The sequence below is a fragment of the Campylobacter concisus genome, from assembly GCF_015230035.1.
Taxonomy (GTDB): domain Bacteria; phylum Campylobacterota; class Campylobacteria; order Campylobacterales; family Campylobacteraceae; genus Campylobacter_A; species Campylobacter_A concisus_BK.
In genome coordinates this window covers 1-17,589 of record NZ_JAAKZD010000006.1, presented here as the reverse complement: position 1 = coordinate 17,589, position 17,589 = coordinate 1, and the positions used below count along the sequence as shown (strand labels likewise).

Sequence of the window (17,589 nt, the reverse complement as noted above, 5' to 3'; positions counted from 1 at the left end):
GCGTAAATTATACATTAGCAAAGCCAAAATTTAGGGGATAAAATCAAATTTTGATATAATTTGCCAAAAAAAAGGAAAAATTTGAACCAAGTCACGGACAAATTTAAGCGTGTAAAATATCTTCGTGCGCTAGAAAAATTTGCAAAATCAGCGATAAACGGGCTAAAAAGAGATGACTTTGACGAGGCTGAATTTCGCCAAAGAGTGGAGAAAAACGCGAAAGTCATCGAAAAAATAGAGGCTGTTTATCTTGATCAGCCATACTCAAAGGCACTAGAAAATTTTATAAATTTGCTTATCAAAAATGCCTCAAAAGAGGAGCTTTTAAAGGCGGCAAATCTACTTGATAAGCTAAAAAATCAAAAGACATATAAAAAAGTGAAACATAAAAATAAATTTAAGGATGAGGATTGAAAGTAGTTATTTTTGATATGGACGGCACGGTGATCGATAGCGGCGAGGCGATATATAAAACGGTAAATGAAGTAAGAGATGAGCTAAATTTGCCGCCACTTGAAAAAGAATTTATCATAAAAGCGATCAACGAGCCAGGTAGAAATTTAGCCCTTGAGTTTTACGGCATCGACACGCCAAGCAGGAGCTTAAAAGAGGGTTTTGAAGAGAAATTTAAGAAATTTTACGATGAATGTGCGACTACCTATGAGGGCGTAAAAGAGCTTTTGCAAAAGTGTAGAGATGCTCACTATAAGGTCGTTTTGGCAAGCAACGCACCGCATGATACGCTAGAGAAAATTTTAAAGAAAAATGAAATTTATGAGCTATTTGACGAGGTTATCGGCGCTAGCAAGGAGATACCGCAAAAGCCAGATCCTGCGATGCTTCACCTAGCTGTTAGTAAAACAGGAGCCGATAAAGTGATCTTTATAGGAGATAGCCTAAAAGACGAACTGGCGGCCAAAAATGCAAATATGCCTTATGTGCAAGTTTGCTGGGGATTTGGCGAGGAGAGCAAAACTGCGACTTATAATGCTAAAAATGTCAGCGAAGCGTGGGAGATAATATTAAATTTTTAACTTAGTTTTAATTGGCTATAATCTTAAGAAATTTTCAAAGAAACAACGATGATAGATATATTTGAGGGCAGTGCGAGGGATAAATTTTATGACATTTTGTTTAACGCAAATGCCGTTTTGGTTAAAAACGAGATAGATAAAATTTTTGAGAAATTTGTAGCTATGAGCGAGCTTTGCGAAAAACATGGCGTTAGTGAAGATGAGATCAGAAATTTTATTTTCAGCGAACAAGATAAAATTTATAACGGATTAAATGACCTATATATCGAGCTTAGCGGAGAAATTTTAAGCCAAAATGAGTAGAATTTTTGCGCTCATTGCTTTGCTGGTCGCTCTTGTCTTTGCAAAAGAGCCAAATTTTGACCCAAATTCGGTGCATACATTTGAGCTTAAAAAAGATGATTGGGCGCGGGTTTTTATAACTGAAAAGCGAACTCAAAGAGTTGAGACGTTTGACTTTCGCTGGACGCTGTTTGATAGCACAAATATCACTGTGCAGAGCTTTTTTAGGCGCTATCCAAGGCAGATGGTCTTTTCGCTAAGACAAGGACAAAACACCTACATGCAGCGAGTTTTGCCTGATTTTATGATGCCGCCAAACGAGAGCGTGAGTCTTTATATATCATTTATTGATTTTAAGGACAAAAAGGCGCATTTTAGGGTGGCGCTGCTAGATGAGAGCAAGCGTGTGGATGTGGGTTTTAGAGATCCGCACGAGGATAAATAGAAGGATAAAAATGGATAAAATCGATGAAATAATGAGCAAAATTATAAGCGAGCTTGGCTATAAAGAGGCGTTTGAGATGTTTTTAAAGATAAGCTCAGGCAAAAAGCTTCGCTCAAAACTTCTTTTAAAGATCGCAGGCGAGAGTGAAATTTCGCTTAAGCTTTGCGCTATCATCGAGCTCATTCACCTTGCAAGCTTGCTACACGATGACGTCATAGACGAGGCAAATATAAGACGCGGCAAACCAAGCATAAACGCACTTTTTGGTAGTAAAAACTCGGTTATGTTGGGCGACATTCTCTACTCAAAGGCTTATTTTGAGCTTACAAAATTTGATCCAAGCATCGCAGCTGTCATCTCAGATGCGGTCAGTAAGCTAAGCATCGGCGAGATGATGGATGTGAAAATGGCTGAAAATTTTAATGAAAACGAGCAAGAATATTTAAAAATGATCTATTATAAAACAGCTGTTTTGATAGAAGCTACGGCTATTTGTGGGGCAAAGCTAGCTGGCAAAGATAGCGAGAAATTTGGCATTTATGGCAAAAATTTAGGTCTTGCATTTCAGATCGTTGATGATATCTTAGACATCACTCAAGATGAAAAAACGCTTGGCAAACCAGCGCTTAACGACTTTGTCGAGGGCAAAACAACGCTTCCTTACATTTATCTTTATAAGAGCCTAGACGAGGCTGGCAGGGCAAAGCTTAGATCGCTTTGGGCAAAGAAGTTAAATGCGGATGAAATTTCATGGCTAAAAGAAAATTTCGATAAAACTAGCTCACTTAGCAAGGCTGTAAGCGAGGCAAAAAGGCTTGGAGCTGAAGCAATAGAAGCGATAAAAGAGTATAAAAACGCCGAGCTTGAAGGGATCATAAAAAGCATGATAGATAGGGAATTTTGATGCACTATTTAGACATAAGTTTTACATATAAAAATACTGATATTTCGGTCAGAGAAAAGCTTGCATTTGATAGTGACGAGAAAAAAGAGCAAATTTTAAAGCTGATAAATTCAAACAAAAACATAAAAGAGAGCATGGTGCTAAACACCTGCAACCGCGTCGAGATCATAGCAAGTGTAGAGGATGTAAAGGCCGCTACTGCTCATATCATCAGGTGTATGTCCATATTTTCAGGCGTTTTTGAAGATGAGCTTTATGAGAGAGCTGACATCTACGAGAACAGCGGTGCCGCCCACCACCTATTTGCTGTGGCAAGCTCGCTTGATAGCCTAGTCGTTGGCGAAACGCAGATAGTTGGCCAGCTAAAAAATGCCTTTAAATTTGCTTATGACAACAACTCATGTGGCGAAGATATCAGTAAGATCATCCACTACGCATGTAAGTGCGCTGCCAAGGTTAGAAACGAAACTCAAATTTCTAAAAACCCGATCTCAGTCTCAAGCGTCGCCGTAGCAAAAGCAAAAGAAATTTTTGGCACGCTTGAAGGTAAAACAGCTATCGTCGTGGGTGCTGGTGAGATGGGCGAGCTAGCAGCAAAGCACCTCATATCAAGCGGCGCAGAGGTGATCATTATAAACAGAAGCTCCGAGCGCGTCGAGCAGTTAGTTGATAGCTTAGGAGATAGCGCGAGCTGGGATAGTATATTAAAACTAAAAGAATACGTAAATAGCTACGATCTCATCTTCTCAAGCACCGCAGCCCCACACGCCATCATCACAGGCGAGATCATCGAGCCAAGAGAATTTCATAGATATTTTTTTGATATCGCCGTGCCAAGAGACATCGATCTTTTAAACACGGAGCTTATCAGCGTCTATACGGTCGATAGCTTAGAGGAGATCGTGCGTAAAAATTTAGCCCTAAGAGAGGAGCAGGCGCAAAAGGCCTACTCAATCGTCGGTCAAGACACGAGCGAGTTTTTAAAGACTTTAAAAGAAGATATGAGCGTGCCTCTTATAAAATCAATCCGCAAGCAGGCTGAAATTTGCGCGAAAAATGAGCTAGAAAAGGCGATGAAAAAGGGCTATTTAAAGCATAGCGATTATGATGAGGCGCAAAAGCTCATTCATCAAGTCTTTAAAGCCTTTTTGCACCAGCCAACGATGAAGCTAAAAGGGCTTGCAGACGAGGAGAGAGCGAGCGAGCTTTCAAACGGAGTTAAATTTTTATTTGACATAAAAGATGAACAAAATTTTCAAGCAGGAGATATAGATGAAATTTAGTAAATTTTACGCCCCAACGACCAAGGAAGCGCCAAAAGACGCATCTTTGCCAAGCCATCAGTTTTTGATAAGAGGCGGCTTTGTCGAGCAGATCGGCTCTGGGCTTTACAACTATCTGCCGCTTGGAAAGATCATGCACGATAAAATTTCACGCGTTGTAAAAGAGGAGATGGACGAGGCTGGCGCGCAGGAGGTGAGCTTTAGCGTGGTCACTTCAGGTGAGCTTTGGAAGCAAAGTGGCCGCTACAACGTCTTTGGCAAGGAACTTTTGCGCTTTAAAGATAGAAAAGAAAATGACTTTGTGCTAAGCCCTACAAACGAAGAGGCAGCCGTTGCTTTGGTGCGTGGCAAGGTGACTAGCTACAAGCAGCTGCCGCTAAATCTATACCAGATAAACACTAAATTTCGTGATGAGGCAAGACCACGCTTTGGCTTGCTAAGAGGGCGCGAATTTACGATGAAAGATGGTTATAGCTTTCACTCTAGCAAAGAGGATCTAAAACGTGAGTTTGACCTTATGGAGGCAACTTATAGTAAGATTTTTACTCGTCTAGGGCTAAATTTTAGAGCTGTTGAGGCTGATAGCGGAGCCATAGGAGGAAGTGGCAGTAAAGAGTTTATGGTGCTTGCAAGTAACGGAGAGGACGACATACTTTGCTGTGAGGCTTGCAGATACGCTGCAAACGTTGAGGCGGCAAGACGAAAACCAAGAGTTAGCGAGGCTGAGGCACCAGAGGCGGACGCGGCTAAATTTCTAACGCCAAATGCAAAAACTATAAAAGATGTCGCTGAGTTTTTCAAAGTTAGCGAGTTTTACTGCATAAAAGCTGTTATGAAAAAGGCGATCTACGAGGATAAAGAAGAGGTCGTGGTCTTTTTTGTAAGGGGCGACGATGAGCTTCAAGAGACAAAGGCGCAAAACGCTTGCAAGGCGCTAGAGCTTGTAGATGCTAGCGAGACTGACGTGGCTAAAGCTGGACTATCTGCTGGATTTTGCGGGCCAGTTGGGCTAAAAGATGTGAAATTTTTTATAGATAACGAGCTAAGGGGCGCAAACAACATGATATGTGGCGCTAACGAGAAGGACTATCACTTTGTTGGCGTTAGTGTTAGCGGATTTAACGAAGAGAGATTTAAAGACCTTGTAAAGGTAAAAGAGGGCGATAAATGCCCAGTTTGCGGCGGAAATTTAAAACTTAGCAAAGGCATAGAGGTCGGTCATATCTTTCAGCTAGGCGATAAATATTCAGCTGCGATGAATGCGACATATCTTGATGAAAACGGCAAAGCAAAGCCATTTTTGATGGGCTGCTATGGCATCGGTATCAGCAGGCTGATCGCTGTGATGATAGAGGCTAGCCATGACGAGAAGGGCTGCATCTGGAAAAAAGAGTGCGCGCCGTTTGATGTGGAGATCATCATTTCAAATTTAAGAGATGAGGCGGGCGTGAAATTTGCATTTGAGCTTTATGAGAGCCTTAAAAAAGCCGGCGTTAGCGTCATCATCGACGATAGAAACGAGAGATTTGGCGTTAAGATGAATGATTTTGAACTTATTGGCTTTCCTTATGCGCTACTTGTTGGTAAAGAATTTGCAAATGGCAAGGTCGAGTTTATCACAAGAGATGGGCTAAGCAAAGAGGCTATAGGCGCAGATGACGCCTTTAGAAAGATAAAAGAAAGCTTATGAGATTTTTCGCATTTTTGTTTTTCATCATAGAGGCGGTCTTTATCTATCTTTTTGTGGATAAATTTGGCTTTTTGAACTACTTTCTTGAGGTGCTGGTCTCTGGATTTGTGGGTATCGCACTTCTTTTTAATGCTGGATTTTCTAGTTTAAATTCGCCTCAAGCGGCATTTAAAAGCTTTCTTGGCGGAAATTTATTTAGCCAGTTAGGACTTAGCTTTGGCGGAGCGTTGCTGTTTTTGCCAGGAATTTTAACGGATATTTTTGGCATAGCCGTGGTCGTTTTTTCTTTAGTGTTTAAGAAAAATGCAGCGAAAAATGAAAGCTATCAGGAGTTTAAATTTCAAAACTTTAGCGAGCAGGGCAGTAAAAAAGATGATGGCGAGATCATCGACGTTGAGGTCATCGAAGAGCCAAAAAGAGTAAATTAGGAGAGATGATGAAAGAGATAAAAATAGCAACTAGAAAGAGCATCTTAGCGCTTTGGCAAAGCGAACATATCAAGGCTAGGATCGAGGCGCAGCACAAGGGCGTGAAGGTCGTGCTTGAGGGCATGAAGACAAAGGGCGACGTGATACTTGACACGCCACTTGCAAAGATCGGCGGCAAAGGGCTTTTTACAAAAGAGCTTGAAGATAGCATGCTAAAAGGCGAGACCGATATCGCGGTGCATAGCCTAAAAGACGTGCCAGTAGTCTTTCCAAAAGGGCTTAGACTAGCTGCCATTTGCTCACGTGAGGATACAAGAGATGCGATGATAAGTGAGAAATTTGCTAAATTTAGCGACCTACCGCACGGCGCAAAAGTTGGCACAACGAGCCTGCGCCGCAAGATGCAGCTACTTATCATGAGGCCTGATCTTGAGATCATCTCGCTTCGTGGAAACGTGCAAACTAGACTTAGAAAGCTAAAAGAGGGCGAATTTGACGCGATCATTTTGGCGATGGCTGGCATAAACCGCCTAAATATCAAGGCTGAAGTGGCACACATCTACACATTTGGCTTTGACGAGATGATACCTGCGATGGGTCAGGGCGCTCTTGGGATAGAGGCCAGAGATGAGAAGCAAATTTTAGAGCAGATTGACTTTTTAAACGACGAAAATGCAGTTATAGAAACGACCATAGAGCGTGATTTCGTAAGCGTTTTGGAAGGTGGCTGCCAAGTGCCAATAGGCATAAGCGCAAGGCTACAAGGAGATGAAATTTCTATCGATGCGATCGTTGGTCTGCCTGATGGAAGCGAGTTTATAAAAGATAGCTTAAAGACTAACAAAGATAAATTTCAAAGCGTCGGCAAGGAGCTAGCGCATAAATTTATAGAAAAAGGGGCGAAAGAGCTGCTAAAACGCGCTGAAGAGATGGCGTAAGCGTGTTTTAGCTAAAATTTAAAGCAAAAGCCCTAAGTGCTACCAAAAATAGCAAAGACAACTACTATATGATCGGTCTTGCAGACGACAAATATGACTACAAAAACTACATAATCTTTCAAAGACCGATCAAACTAAAAAAGGGCGACGACGAAAACGCCGAGATAAACGGCCTATATGCCGAGTGTAATGGCGACATTTGCTACAACGCTTGCAAACGAGTAAAGATCACTGATAAGAGCATCATTTTTGAGGTGCAAGATAGTCTCATTTGCGTAGATACCGAGGATGTTAAGCTTAATGAGCGCTTTATGAAATATAGCAAAGAGATATTTGGCGAGCTGCTAGAGTAGTCCTAAATTTAATCATTCGCCTGTTTTGCCGCCATTTTTTAGCCGAGATGATAGAGTTGCCTTTGCGATAAAAAAACAGACACGCACAAACTGCCTTTGCGTGCAATAACAAAATATTAGCATCGCCTTTTTTATCAAATTTTAGCTATCATCTTTAAAAATTTAAGGGAAAAATATGGACTACATCAAGCTTTTAAAAGATAATGGCCTACTTAGGGTGATCGATGAGCCAGTGGATATTGACCTAGAGATCGCGCACGCTAGCTACATCGAGGTCAAACGCGCGGGCTCACAAGCGCTACTTTTTACAAATCCAGTCTGCAAAAAAACTGGGCGTAAATTTGCCCCAGTGCTTACAAATATCTACGGCTCAAAAAGGGCGCTTGAGCTGATATTTGGCGTACAGCCTGATGAGATCGCAGCTGAGATAGAGAAGCTCTTAAAGCCCAAAAAACCTGAGAATTTCAAAGAAAAGCTTGACTTTTTAGCCTATCTTTTTAGCATGAGAAAGATTTTTACCAAAAGGCTAAATGGCGAGGGCGAGTGCCAGCAGGTTAAATTTATAGGCGAGGCGGCTGATCTTTTGAGCTTACCTGCGCTAAAGACTTGGCCGCATGACGGAGGTGCTTTTATCACGATGGGGCAGGTCTATACGCAAAGTCTTGACGGCACGCTGCAAAATTTAGGTATGTATAGACTGCAAATTTATGATAAAAATCGCCTTGGCATGCACTGGCAGATCCACAAAGACGGCGCAAATTTCTTTCACGAGTATAAGCGCGCAGGCCGTAAGATGCCAGTCTCTGTGGCGATCGGCGGCGATCCACTCTACATCTGGTGCGCTCAGGCGCCACTGCCAAAGGGCGTCTTTGAGCTGCTACTTTACGGCTTCATCCGCAAAGAGCCAGCTAGGCTTGTAAAGTCGCTCACTAATGAAATTTACGTCCCGCACGACGCCGACTACGTGATCGAGGGCTTTGTCAATACTGTTAAGAGCGAGCTTGAGGGGCCATTTGGCGATCACACTGGCTTTTACACGCCAGTTGAGCCGTTTCCGGTGATGGAGGTCACGGCGATAACGAGCAAGCAAGACCCTGTCTTTCACGCGACCGTGGTTGGCAAGCCGCCGCTTGAAGATAAGTATATGGGCTGGGCGACCGAGCGCATTTTCTTGCCACTTTTGCGAACGACCGTGCCAGAGCTACTAGACTACAATATGCCTGAAAATGGCGTCTTTCACAATCTTATCCTGGCCAAGATCAACGCCCTTTATCCAGCCCATGCAAAGCAGGCTATGCACGCGTTTTGGGGAGTTGGACAGATGAGCTTTGTAAAGCATGCGATCTTTGTGGGCAACGATGCACCAGAGCTAGCAGAATACGACAAATTTGCAAGCTTTGTGCTTGATAGATTTGGCAGTGAGAGTGTGCTGATAAGCCAAGGCGTGTGCGACCAGCTCGATCACGCTAGTCCTAACTCGTGCTTTGGCGGCAAGCTTGGCATCGACGCGACGCAGGACTTTTGTAAATTTAGCCCTGCGGTATTAAGTGATGATGAGCTTTTGGCTAAATTTCAAAGCGTTGCGCCAAATGTTAGAGAGCTTAGGCAGTTTAAAAAGCAGAGTAAAACGCCTATTTGCGTGATTAAATTTGAAAAAGATCGCCCTGTAAAAGAGCTATTTTTTAAGCTTTTGGAATTTAGGGAGTTTTTCAAGCTTCTAGTCGTCGTGGATATGCAAAACTACCTAGAAAATCCATATATGCTGCTTTGGCGCGTGACAAATAACATAGATGCTTTGCGTGATATCTACATAGATGGTGAAAATTTCTGCGTGGATGCGACGAGCAAGGACGAGCTGGAGGGCTACACGCGTGGCTGGCCTATGCAAACTGACTGCGACCGCGAAGTGGTGGCTGAGCTTGTGAGGCGTGGCGTAGTAAAAGATGAGCCAGAGCTTTTTAGTAAATTTGAGATATTTGGATAGGGTTGTAGCCTAGTGGCTTTGGCACGCTCGTGCGCAAAAGTGGAAAGAAAATGCGCTCCGTAGCCCAGCCCATGTACTTATACTCAGGTGGCGACTTGTCGGTCGTAGTCGTGCGAAATATTGACCCCTTTGTTTGCTGGCCGTCTGCATTGATAAGAATGGCTCTATCGGCGCATAAAGCTAACGTGATCGCTCAAGTTCGCTCTTGGCCGTATAGGCAAAGCCCTTGATCATTAAGCTTTAAATTTGATTTAGCATTTTGGCTTGATAAAATTGCTTTTAAATTTAAAATAAAAATGGCTTAATTTAAGGCTATTTTTATATTGTAGCATAAAATTTCTAGTTAAATTTATCTGTTTTTCTCGGTTTTTGGCTTGGCTGGCTTGAAAACTACCAAAATTTACACCAGAAAACACAAATTTTTAAATTTAGCATATCAAATTTCTAAAAATACTAAAAATAATATGTAAAAATTTACGTAAAATAATATGATTTTGCTTTATTGGAGGTAAAATTTAGAGTTGTGCGCTAGAAAAATTTAAATTTGATCTATTGCGATGAGCGCAAAAACTTTTAAATTTAAAAGCTAGAAGTGTAAAAACATTTAAGCTTAACAAAATTAGCAGATTACAGGCGTATTTTTTATAAAGCTGCGTTGTGCCAGTTTTGGTAAATTTGCATGTAAATATAAAGCCTACTTGCCTGACTTTTGCTAATAATTTTTTTAGTTTTTATGTGATTAAAGTTAGCCTATTGGATCAAATTTAAAATAGTGAGCTTGTGGAATTTAAAATAAACTAGCAAATTATAGATTGTTTTTTAAGTCAGGCTGTGCGTTTGTTTTGTGTTGAACTATAAAAGCTTGCTGCTGGTCTTTTACTTTAAAACAAATTTAGAAGAAAACCTGACAAAATTTAAAATAAAGCCAGTAAATTTCACCTATAAATTTGCTAGATATGGGCATTAAATAGCGATCTGCTTGGTTGTTTTGGCTCGCGCTATTTTTTGTATCGATAGGCTGCGGTACTATAAATTTATATGCAGCCATTAAATTTTTACTAGATCAAGTTTTAAATGATTGTTTGTTAGTTTGAGTAAATTTCGCCATTTTGTACTGCAAGGCAAATGTAAGCATAAATTTTAGAAGTGGCTAGTAAAAATGGATCATAAATTTGACAAGTCTAGCTTGAAATTTACCTTTGGCTACTGCCGTTTTGTCTTTTAGATGTTATAGCCTTGCTAAAAGCCTAAATTTACAAGTTTTACTAGTGTTTCAAATGTATATAGATCGCATGAGAGGTCAAAATATAGAACAAGACATTTGAAAATTTAATAGGCTTGAAGTGGGTTTTAAAACTCTTAAATTTTAGATTTATCTAAAATTAGGTTGTAAATTTGCTATCTGACCTTTAAAAACACTTTCTGATTTAAGTACTTTGGTTTTTGTTGTTGGCTTTGGCGGCAATCAAACCATGGCGTATTTTTGCTAGCGACTAAAGCATTATCTAAACTTGCAAGAGCTTAAAATGGCTTATTTTTAATAATGTTTTTTATTTTTTTAGAAAAATTATAAACCCTAAATACAAGATTTAAAATCGCACGAGTGCCATAATGCTTTAAATTTGACGTAGTAAATTTAGCTTATAAATTTACCAAACCGACCTTCAAAACATGCTCTTTTAGCCCGCTTGGTATCTCGCCATTTTCAAGCGCCATTAGCTCACTAACTTTTAAGACATAAAACTCTTGCAAGCTTCTGTTAGCACTTTTTTCAAGCTTTCTTGCTAGCGTGTCAAAGATATAAAACTCAGCCTCGTTGCTAGCTAGTAAAAAATCAGCCCCACTATCAAATGCAGCAAAAACTATCTTATTAGCAAGCTTGCAAGCTAGCTCTTCATCAATCTTTAAAAGCTCATATACGCAAGGTGTTTTGGCGTTTAGCTCTATAAAATTTGCCTTGTATGCGCTTAAATTTTCAGGCAGTCTATCTTTTATGGCTATCTTAAATTCTTTAAATTTGCTAAGTTTTTCTATCTTTTTAAGCTCGTTTTCATATTTTGGCGCAGCTTTTACGCCTAAAATTTCTTTGAAAAAATTAATCGCCTCGCTATAAATTTCGCTTCCTTCAAAGAGTAGATCATCAAGCTCGCAGGCTATCAAAATGCCGTTTTTAGCACTCACTAGCTTTAAAATTTCATCATTTTTCTCATTTTTATAAAGATGATGAGTTAGCATTATCGCGGCAGCTCCTATAAAATTTGGCTCGTAGTCTTTCACAAAATCAGCGTAAAAATAAGGCTTAAAGCTAGCGTAAAGCTCTTTGTCAGCTCTTTTGCAAAAGCTAGCAAATGGCTCAAATTTCGCCCAAAAGTCATCATCATTTATAGCAAGGTCTATAACCGCTCTTTTTTCATCAAGCGGGGCGATGCAAAGCTCGTCTCCAAATTTTTGAGCTAAATTTGCAAGTGGTTGGGCGGTGCTAACTACGACGTCATTTACCTTGACAAAGCCTTCAAATGGGCTAAAGTAGGGGTCTATGCTCTTTACGTGGGCAAAAAGCTCGTTTAAGTTTGCAAAGTCTGAAATCTCTAAAAAATAGGGCTTGAAATATGCCAAAACATCTCTTTTCGCGTCAAATCTAAAAATCTCAACTCTTTGCATCTGTATCCTTTTTTTGGGCTTATTTTATCCTAAATTTAAAAGGAGTTTCATTATAATAGCTCAATGGATAAAGAAAATTTCACGATTGAACGCTTTAGTAACGCATATATCGGCGATGACGCGGCGGTTGCTGGCAAAATGGTCTTTAGTAAGGACATTTTTGCGCAAAATTCGCACTTTAAACTTGGCTGGCTAAGCCTTGAAGAGACCGGCTACAAGGCTATGATCGTAAATTTTTCAGATACGATCGTGATGAACGCTAAGCCAAAGTTTGCCCTTCTAGGGCTTAGTCTGCCAAAGAGCTTCACGCCGCGCCAGATCAGCGAGCTAAGTAGGGGCATAAATAGGGCGTGCGAGGAGTTTGGCGTAAAGATAATAGGCGGCGACACGATAAGTAGCCCCATTTTAAACATAAGCGTTAGTGTGATCGGCGAGCTAAGGAGCAGGGCAGTGCTTAGAAAAAATGCTAAATTTGGCGATCTTGTTGCATTTACAGGCAAGCTTGGAGGCAGCCAAAAGGGGCTAAACTCGCTTCTAAGACTGGCTCAAATTTCTAAAAACTCACGCTTTAAAAGGCCTATCTTAAGAGATAAGTTTTTTTACAAAGCAGCTCATCTTATAAACTCCGCCATGGATATCTCAGACGGGCTTAATACCGACATTGGTAAGCTTTTAAAGGCTAGCAAAAAGGGCGCTAAATTTACAAAAAAACTAAGCAAATTTGAGCTTAGTAGCGGCGAGGAGTACGAGGTTTTATTTACCTTTAGCCCTAAAAATTTAAGCGCCATAAAAAGGATCGCCGCAAAAACTAGGACAAAGATCAACATCTTTGCAAAAATTTCACACAAAAGGTTAAGACAAAATGCAAGAAGCCACCACTTTTAAGCCGCTCTATGCGCTCACTCATGCGCCCATCGAGGCATATTTTTCTAAAAATTCAGATGATTTTGTCGTGCGCGAGATACCGCTTTATGAATTTAGTGGCGACGGCGAGCACTTGATCGTTGAAATTTCTAAAAAAGATATGACGACAAGCGACGCTTTGCACGCCTTAAGCGAGGTTACAGGGGCTAAGATGCGTGACTTTGGCTATGCTGGGCTAAAAGACAAGCAAGGTATGACGACGCAGTTTATCTCGATGCCTCGTAAATTTGAGGGCGCGCTTGCAAACTTTAGCCATGAAAAGATGAAAATTTTAAATTTAAACGTCCATAAAAATAAGCTTCGCATCGGACATCTAAAGGGCAATAGCTTTTTCATCCGTCTAAAAAAGGTGCTGCCAAGTAGCGCTAAAAAGCTAGAGCAGGCCTTTGTCAGCATCGATAAAATGGGCTATGCAAACTACTTTGGCTACCAGCGCTTTGGTAAATTTGGCGACAATGCTGTAACTGGCCTTGAGCTACTTAAAAACGGCACTATAAATGGTAAAAAGAGCAAAAATGTAAAGCTAAATGACTTTTTGATCTCAGCCTATCAAAGCGATCTTTTTAACCGCTATCTTAGCAAAAGGGTTGAGATTTCAAGGTTTGTAAGCGACTTTAGCTTAAGTGAGCTAGGCGAAATTTATAAAAACTTTAGCAAAGATGAACTAAAAGCGATGAAGACGCAGGAGAGCTTTTTTAAGCTGCTTCCTGGAGAGGTTTTAGGGCACTATCCGTTTGGCAAGCTCTTTTTGTGTGAAAATTTAGATCAAGAGGCGCAAAGATTTGTTAAGCGCGATATCACAAGCCTTGGACTTATAGTCGGTGCAAAGGCCTATGAGGCAAGCGGCGTGGCAAAAGAGCTTGAGGATGAAATTTTCGCTGAGGCATTTTCGCTTACTTCAAAGATCGCTGGCTCAAGGCGCTTTAACTGGGCGTATCTTGAAAATACAAGCTACAAATACAACGAAGAAAACGCTCATTTTAGCTTAAATTTCACACTTCAAAAGGGCTCATACGCCACAGTTGTGCTAGAAGAAATTTTGCATAAAAATATATTTGAGTAGGGTAAATTTTCGGACTTTCCTCTTTTGCGTAGTGCAAAAGCGACCGCTTACCGTGTCAGAGCGAAATTATAGCGGTTTTTGCTTAATTTTCTAGCCTTAAAAATTAAACTTTGCGTTTTAATTATTTTCTTTATTTATAAGTAAGATTTGCAGACAAAAAGTGATTTTATAGGGAAAATGCTCTGAGTAAATATTTGGCGTATGTTTTATCAGAGATCGCATAAATTTTTATCTCAAAGCGCAATAAATTCAGCATTATTTATAGGTCGCAAATCGTACAAGTCCCCAAATTTCTCCATTATCTCGTGAGTAGCCTCCACAAAAGGCTCACAGCCAAAGTGTGGCACTACGCAAAAATCAACCAAATTTAATCCTGTAAAATCACTCATGTTTACACTACTTTTATCCATAAGCGTAGCATATCTCGTGTCTGGTGCGGCCACGATCGCCCCTGCTGACTCACCGACGTAAATTTTACCAGCTTTAACCGCGTTTTTTATAGCTTGTTCGGCGCACGATTTTCGCAGCTCATTAAGCAGATAAAATGTATTTCCGCCGCTTACATAAATGATGTCGCACTTATTAATAGTAGCTAAAATTTTATCATCTGCAACACAAAACTCATCACATTCAGAAATCTGCGTAACCAAGTTTTTAACACAAGAAATATCAATACGAGTCAGCTTCGCACCAAATTTTTCCAAAATTTTCACCGCTTCATCTACGTAAAAATTCACCTCTTCAAATTTTGCTGCCGTATCGATAAAAGCAACATGCTTACCTTGAAAATCTACCACTTCATTGATCTTGCTCGCAATCTCCGCGAAGTAGGAGCAAAGAAAAATATTTGCCATTCCTTTATTCCTTTTAAAAGATATTTAAATTTAAGAGCCAATTATATCCGAAAATAAGCTTAAAAGATCCGCATTTTGCAATCGTCATGTCGCTCACAAGCTTCCCATATCTTGCACTACAGCTTAGGATTTAGAGATTTATATGGTTTGTATTTTTAGTATACATGGTCGAGTAAGTAAAATTTAAAAATTTAATTATGAATTTGAATGCAAAAATTTAAGGCAAAGTATCGCAATATTTTTTAAGAGTTTTTTCTCTTGTGATCGCAACTTCAAGTAGAAACAACGTAAAAATTTAGCGAAGATAAGAGATATAATCTATCAAGCCAAATTTTTACTAGTTTTATAAAGATAGGTTTAAAAGTGTGGCTGGCTAAATTTAGCTGGTTTAAATTTAAAAAGGTCTAGCCAAAGCTAGACCTAAAACATTAAATTTAAGAGGTAAAAACTTAAGTTCTAAAGACACTTAGTTTAGAATTTAGCGCGTCTGTCATCTTATTTAGATGCTCAGCTGCAGAAGCTATCTCTTCGACACTTCTAGCATTTTCAGATGAAATTTGATTGATCTCTGAGATGCCATCCATGATCTCATTTACGTTCTTGCCAGTTGCGATGTAGTCTTGCATAGTCTTATCAGACATCGCTATGGCATTATTCATCGTTGCGCTCATATCATTTATCGTCTTTTCAACGTCGCTTGCAACGTGGGTTAGCTCTTGAATTTGCTTAGAGTTGATGCCCATTTGCTCACTGCTATCATTTATCGCTTGAACGATAACGTTAATGGTTGCATTTATCTCTGTTAGAGATTTTTGAGTTCTCTCAGCTAGCTGTCTAACCTCGTCAGCAACGACTGCAAAGCCACGTCCATGCTCACCTGCACGAGCTGCTTCGATAGCTGCGTTAAGAGCAAGTAGGTTTGTCTGATCTGCGATATCATTGATAACCACAAGCACTGATTTAACCTGCTCTGCGTCACGGCTAAGCTGCTCGATCTTACCTGCCATTTGATTTTCTACATTAGCAGAATCAACTATCTGAGATGATAGGGCTCTGATAGCGTCAGTTGCTGTTTTTATATGAGTGCTTGCCTTTTGAAGGTCATCTTTACCAGCTTGAGCTATTGAAAGTGACTCTTTCATGCTTTCTTGCATAGACTTACATCTTTGATTTGTCTCTTCAACGATCTGGGTTGATTCTTCTACGCGTTTGCCTGTTTGAAGAGAGGTAGAGCTTAGTTCGTTTGCAACTGAGCTGTTTTCACTTGAAAGGTTTTTAGTGTCGCTTATAAGCACTCTAATGCGCTCTATGAAGTTATTTATATCATTGCTTATTTTAGCTATCTCATCTTTGCCGTAGATTGGGATTTTAAGAGTAAAGTCAGATGTTATAGCATTTAAATTTGCTCCTAGTCTATCGATAGGATTTGCAACTAGCTTTTTAAGCAAGAAGATAGATACTATAATAAGAAGCAATGTAACTATAATGCTTGCTATGATGAAGTTTTTACTAACTACTTTTAGAGGTGTTAAAAAGTCATCAGTAACAGCTGAGCCAAGCACTATCCAGTTTAGCTTATCAAATGGCTCAAACGCAACTATACGCTCAACACCACCAGTATTAGCGAATTCAACACCTTCTTTTTGTTTCGCTATTTTTTCCATAGCAGCTTTAACATCGCTGCTTAGCTCTTTACCAGCTTGAGTTGGGTGGATCTCAAATTTATTAGTTTTTGTGTTGTAGATAGAGAAATACCCATGCTCGCCTAGCTTCATTTGTGCCATTGTCTTTTGAAGATCTTCTAAGCCTTCAGTAAAGTCGTAACCTATAAATAAAACTGCTACAACCTCTCCGTTTTGAACGACTGGCTCATAAACACACATGTAGTTTCTACCAAAAATATTTAGAGCACCCACATATGTCTCTTTATTCATCATCTTTGGATAGATCGTTTTATTTAGCATACCAAGCGCTCTACTGCCATCATCTAGTAAAAGTGAAGTAGATACAGCAGCAAATTCATTGCCTGATTTTGCAAAGATGGTTGGGATACCGCCGTTTGTTAGCTTTTTGATCTTATCAGAAATTTCATGGTTGTTATTTAACACGCCCATTTTGTCTGAGATAAGCTCTAAAGCGTCGTCGTTTTCTGTTTTTATGGTTTGGCTAGTGGCTCTTATGTTGCCTAAAGCCTCTTTTAAGACATGCATATATAGTTTTGCATTATCTTCGTTATCTTCATCAAATAGCTCAACTGTGTCCATCGCAAGCGCAACGTTTTGCTGGATAGTTGTTTCTACTCCCTCCTTGATCTCACGCTCTAAGACATGTGATATAAAAAATACAAAGCAAGCCATACAAATGGCAAGAACTAAAGCGATGATCGCTGAGACCTTGACTAAGATGCTACGCAAATTCATCTATATCCTCCTTGGTTTAGATTTTAAGGGTTTATTATACAAATTTTTTCTCGTAAAACATATAGAATTTTGGGGAAAAATAACAAATTTTAAATTTTTGTTTGCTTTATATTTATAACTATAACTTTTATGAAACTGGAGTAAAAATTTATAAAAAATTGCTATTTAAATTTAGCTTTTTAAGCAAAATTTATAGTTTGGTAAAAGCAAGAAAATTGCGCTTTTGAGGGATTAAAATTTAAATTTGTATCGTTTTGTTGATTTGTCGTCTATTTTATTATATTTATTTAAGGTTCAAAGCAAAATAACAAAAAAGTGAAATTTGG

Annotated in this window: 15 protein-coding genes and 2 pseudogenes; 13 read left to right on the top strand and 4 right to left on the bottom strand. The window is 39.7% G+C overall.

The genetic code is table 11. From position 1 onward, the window contains the following. The first annotated feature begins 81 nt into the window (after positions 1–81). The 11 genes from G6W41_RS05060 (at position 82) to G6W41_RS05010 (ending at position 9,341) form a co-directional block, all read left to right on the top strand. On the top strand, positions 82–414 hold the full coding sequence (locus G6W41_RS05060) for a hypothetical protein (protein ID WP_194170822.1): 333 nt from the start codon (positions 82–84) through the stop codon (positions 412–414). Next, positions 411–1,034, top strand: a complete 624-nt coding sequence (locus G6W41_RS05055) for an HAD family hydrolase (RefSeq protein WP_194170821.1) — start codon at positions 411–413, stop codon at positions 1,032–1,034. The genes G6W41_RS05060 and G6W41_RS05055 overlap by 4 nt, the downstream gene beginning before the upstream one ends. A gap of 48 nt (positions 1,035–1,082) precedes the next feature. Next, positions 1,083–1,337, top strand: coding sequence for a DUF2018 family protein (locus G6W41_RS05050; RefSeq protein ID WP_194170820.1), 255 nt, complete (start codon positions 1,083–1,085; stop codon positions 1,335–1,337). Continuing rightward, on the top strand, positions 1,330–1,761 hold the full coding sequence (locus G6W41_RS05045) for a hypothetical protein (RefSeq protein ID WP_194170819.1): 432 nt from the start codon (positions 1,330–1,332) through the stop codon (positions 1,759–1,761). The genes G6W41_RS05050 and G6W41_RS05045 overlap by 8 nt, the downstream gene beginning before the upstream one ends. Positions 1,762–1,771: 10 nt before the next feature. Continuing rightward, positions 1,772–2,665 carry a polyprenyl synthetase family protein gene (locus G6W41_RS05040; RefSeq protein ID WP_194170818.1) on the top strand — a complete coding sequence of 298 codons (894 nt, stop codon included), beginning with the start codon at positions 1,772–1,774 and terminating at the stop codon, positions 2,663–2,665. Further along, the gene (gene hemA / locus G6W41_RS05035; protein WP_103631231.1) at positions 2,665–3,948 is read left to right on the top strand and encodes a glutamyl-tRNA reductase; all 1,284 of its coding nucleotides are present in this window, start codon (positions 2,665–2,667) and stop codon (positions 3,946–3,948) included. The genes G6W41_RS05040 and hemA overlap by 1 nt, the downstream gene beginning before the upstream one ends. Next, positions 3,938–5,638 (top strand): proline--tRNA ligase, encoded by a 1,701-nt coding sequence (locus tag G6W41_RS05030; protein WP_194170817.1) that lies wholly within the window; start codon positions 3,938–3,940, stop codon positions 5,636–5,638. The genes hemA and G6W41_RS05030 overlap by 11 nt, the downstream gene beginning before the upstream one ends. Continuing rightward, on the top strand, positions 5,635–6,066 hold the full coding sequence (locus tag G6W41_RS05025; protein ID WP_194170816.1) for an FxsA family protein: 432 nt from the start codon (positions 5,635–5,637) through the stop codon (positions 6,064–6,066). Before G6W41_RS05030 ends, G6W41_RS05025 begins: the two co-directional genes overlap by 4 nt. 8 nt (positions 6,067–6,074) lie before the next feature. Continuing rightward, positions 6,075–7,004 carry a hydroxymethylbilane synthase gene (gene hemC, locus G6W41_RS05020; protein ID WP_194170815.1) on the top strand — a complete coding sequence of 310 codons (930 nt, stop codon included), beginning with the start codon at positions 6,075–6,077 and terminating at the stop codon, positions 7,002–7,004. Between the two features lie 68 nt (positions 7,005–7,072). Then, positions 7,073–7,357, top strand: coding sequence for an Imm10 family immunity protein (locus tag G6W41_RS05015; RefSeq protein WP_242039914.1), 285 nt, complete (start codon positions 7,073–7,075; stop codon positions 7,355–7,357). A gap of 175 nt (positions 7,358–7,532) precedes the next feature. Further along, positions 7,533–9,341, top strand: a complete 1,809-nt coding sequence (locus tag G6W41_RS05010) for a menaquinone biosynthesis decarboxylase (protein WP_194170814.1) — start codon at positions 7,533–7,535, stop codon at positions 9,339–9,341. A gap of 1,641 nt (positions 9,342–10,982) precedes the next feature. On the opposite strand, the gene G6W41_RS05005 is transcribed toward G6W41_RS05010, so the two are convergent. Next, the gene (locus G6W41_RS05005; RefSeq protein WP_194170813.1) at positions 10,983–12,002 is read right to left on the bottom strand and encodes a hypothetical protein; all 1,020 of its coding nucleotides are present in this window, start codon (positions 12,000–12,002) and stop codon (positions 10,983–10,985) included. Positions 12,003–12,065: 63 nt separating this feature from the next. Here G6W41_RS05005 and G6W41_RS05000 point away from each other — a divergent pair, with 63 nt between their 5' ends. Further along, a complete protein-coding gene (locus G6W41_RS05000; protein ID WP_194170812.1) occupies positions 12,066–12,887 on the top strand; it encodes a thiamine-phosphate kinase in 822 nt (273 codons plus the stop codon). After that, positions 12,865–13,989 carry a tRNA pseudouridine(13) synthase TruD gene (gene truD / locus G6W41_RS04995; RefSeq protein WP_194170811.1) on the top strand — a complete coding sequence of 375 codons (1,125 nt, stop codon included), beginning with the start codon at positions 12,865–12,867 and terminating at the stop codon, positions 13,987–13,989. The genes G6W41_RS05000 and truD overlap by 23 nt, the downstream gene beginning before the upstream one ends. Before the next feature lie 233 nt (positions 13,990–14,222). On the opposite strand, the gene G6W41_RS04990 is transcribed toward truD, so the two are convergent. The 3 genes and pseudogenes from G6W41_RS04990 to G6W41_RS10450 all read right to left on the bottom strand — a co-directional run. Next, a complete protein-coding gene (locus tag G6W41_RS04990; protein ID WP_103608609.1) occupies positions 14,223–14,843 on the bottom strand; it encodes a Type 1 glutamine amidotransferase-like domain-containing protein in 621 nt (206 codons plus the stop codon). Between the two features lie 449 nt (positions 14,844–15,292). Then, positions 15,293–16,348: pseudogene (locus G6W41_RS10455) on the bottom strand (methyl-accepting chemotaxis protein); the annotation flags it as partial. A gap of 24 nt (positions 16,349–16,372) precedes the next feature. Beyond that, positions 16,373–17,200: pseudogene (locus G6W41_RS10450) on the bottom strand (Cache 3/Cache 2 fusion domain-containing protein); the annotation flags it as partial. Positions 17,201–17,589: the final 389 nt, after the last annotated feature.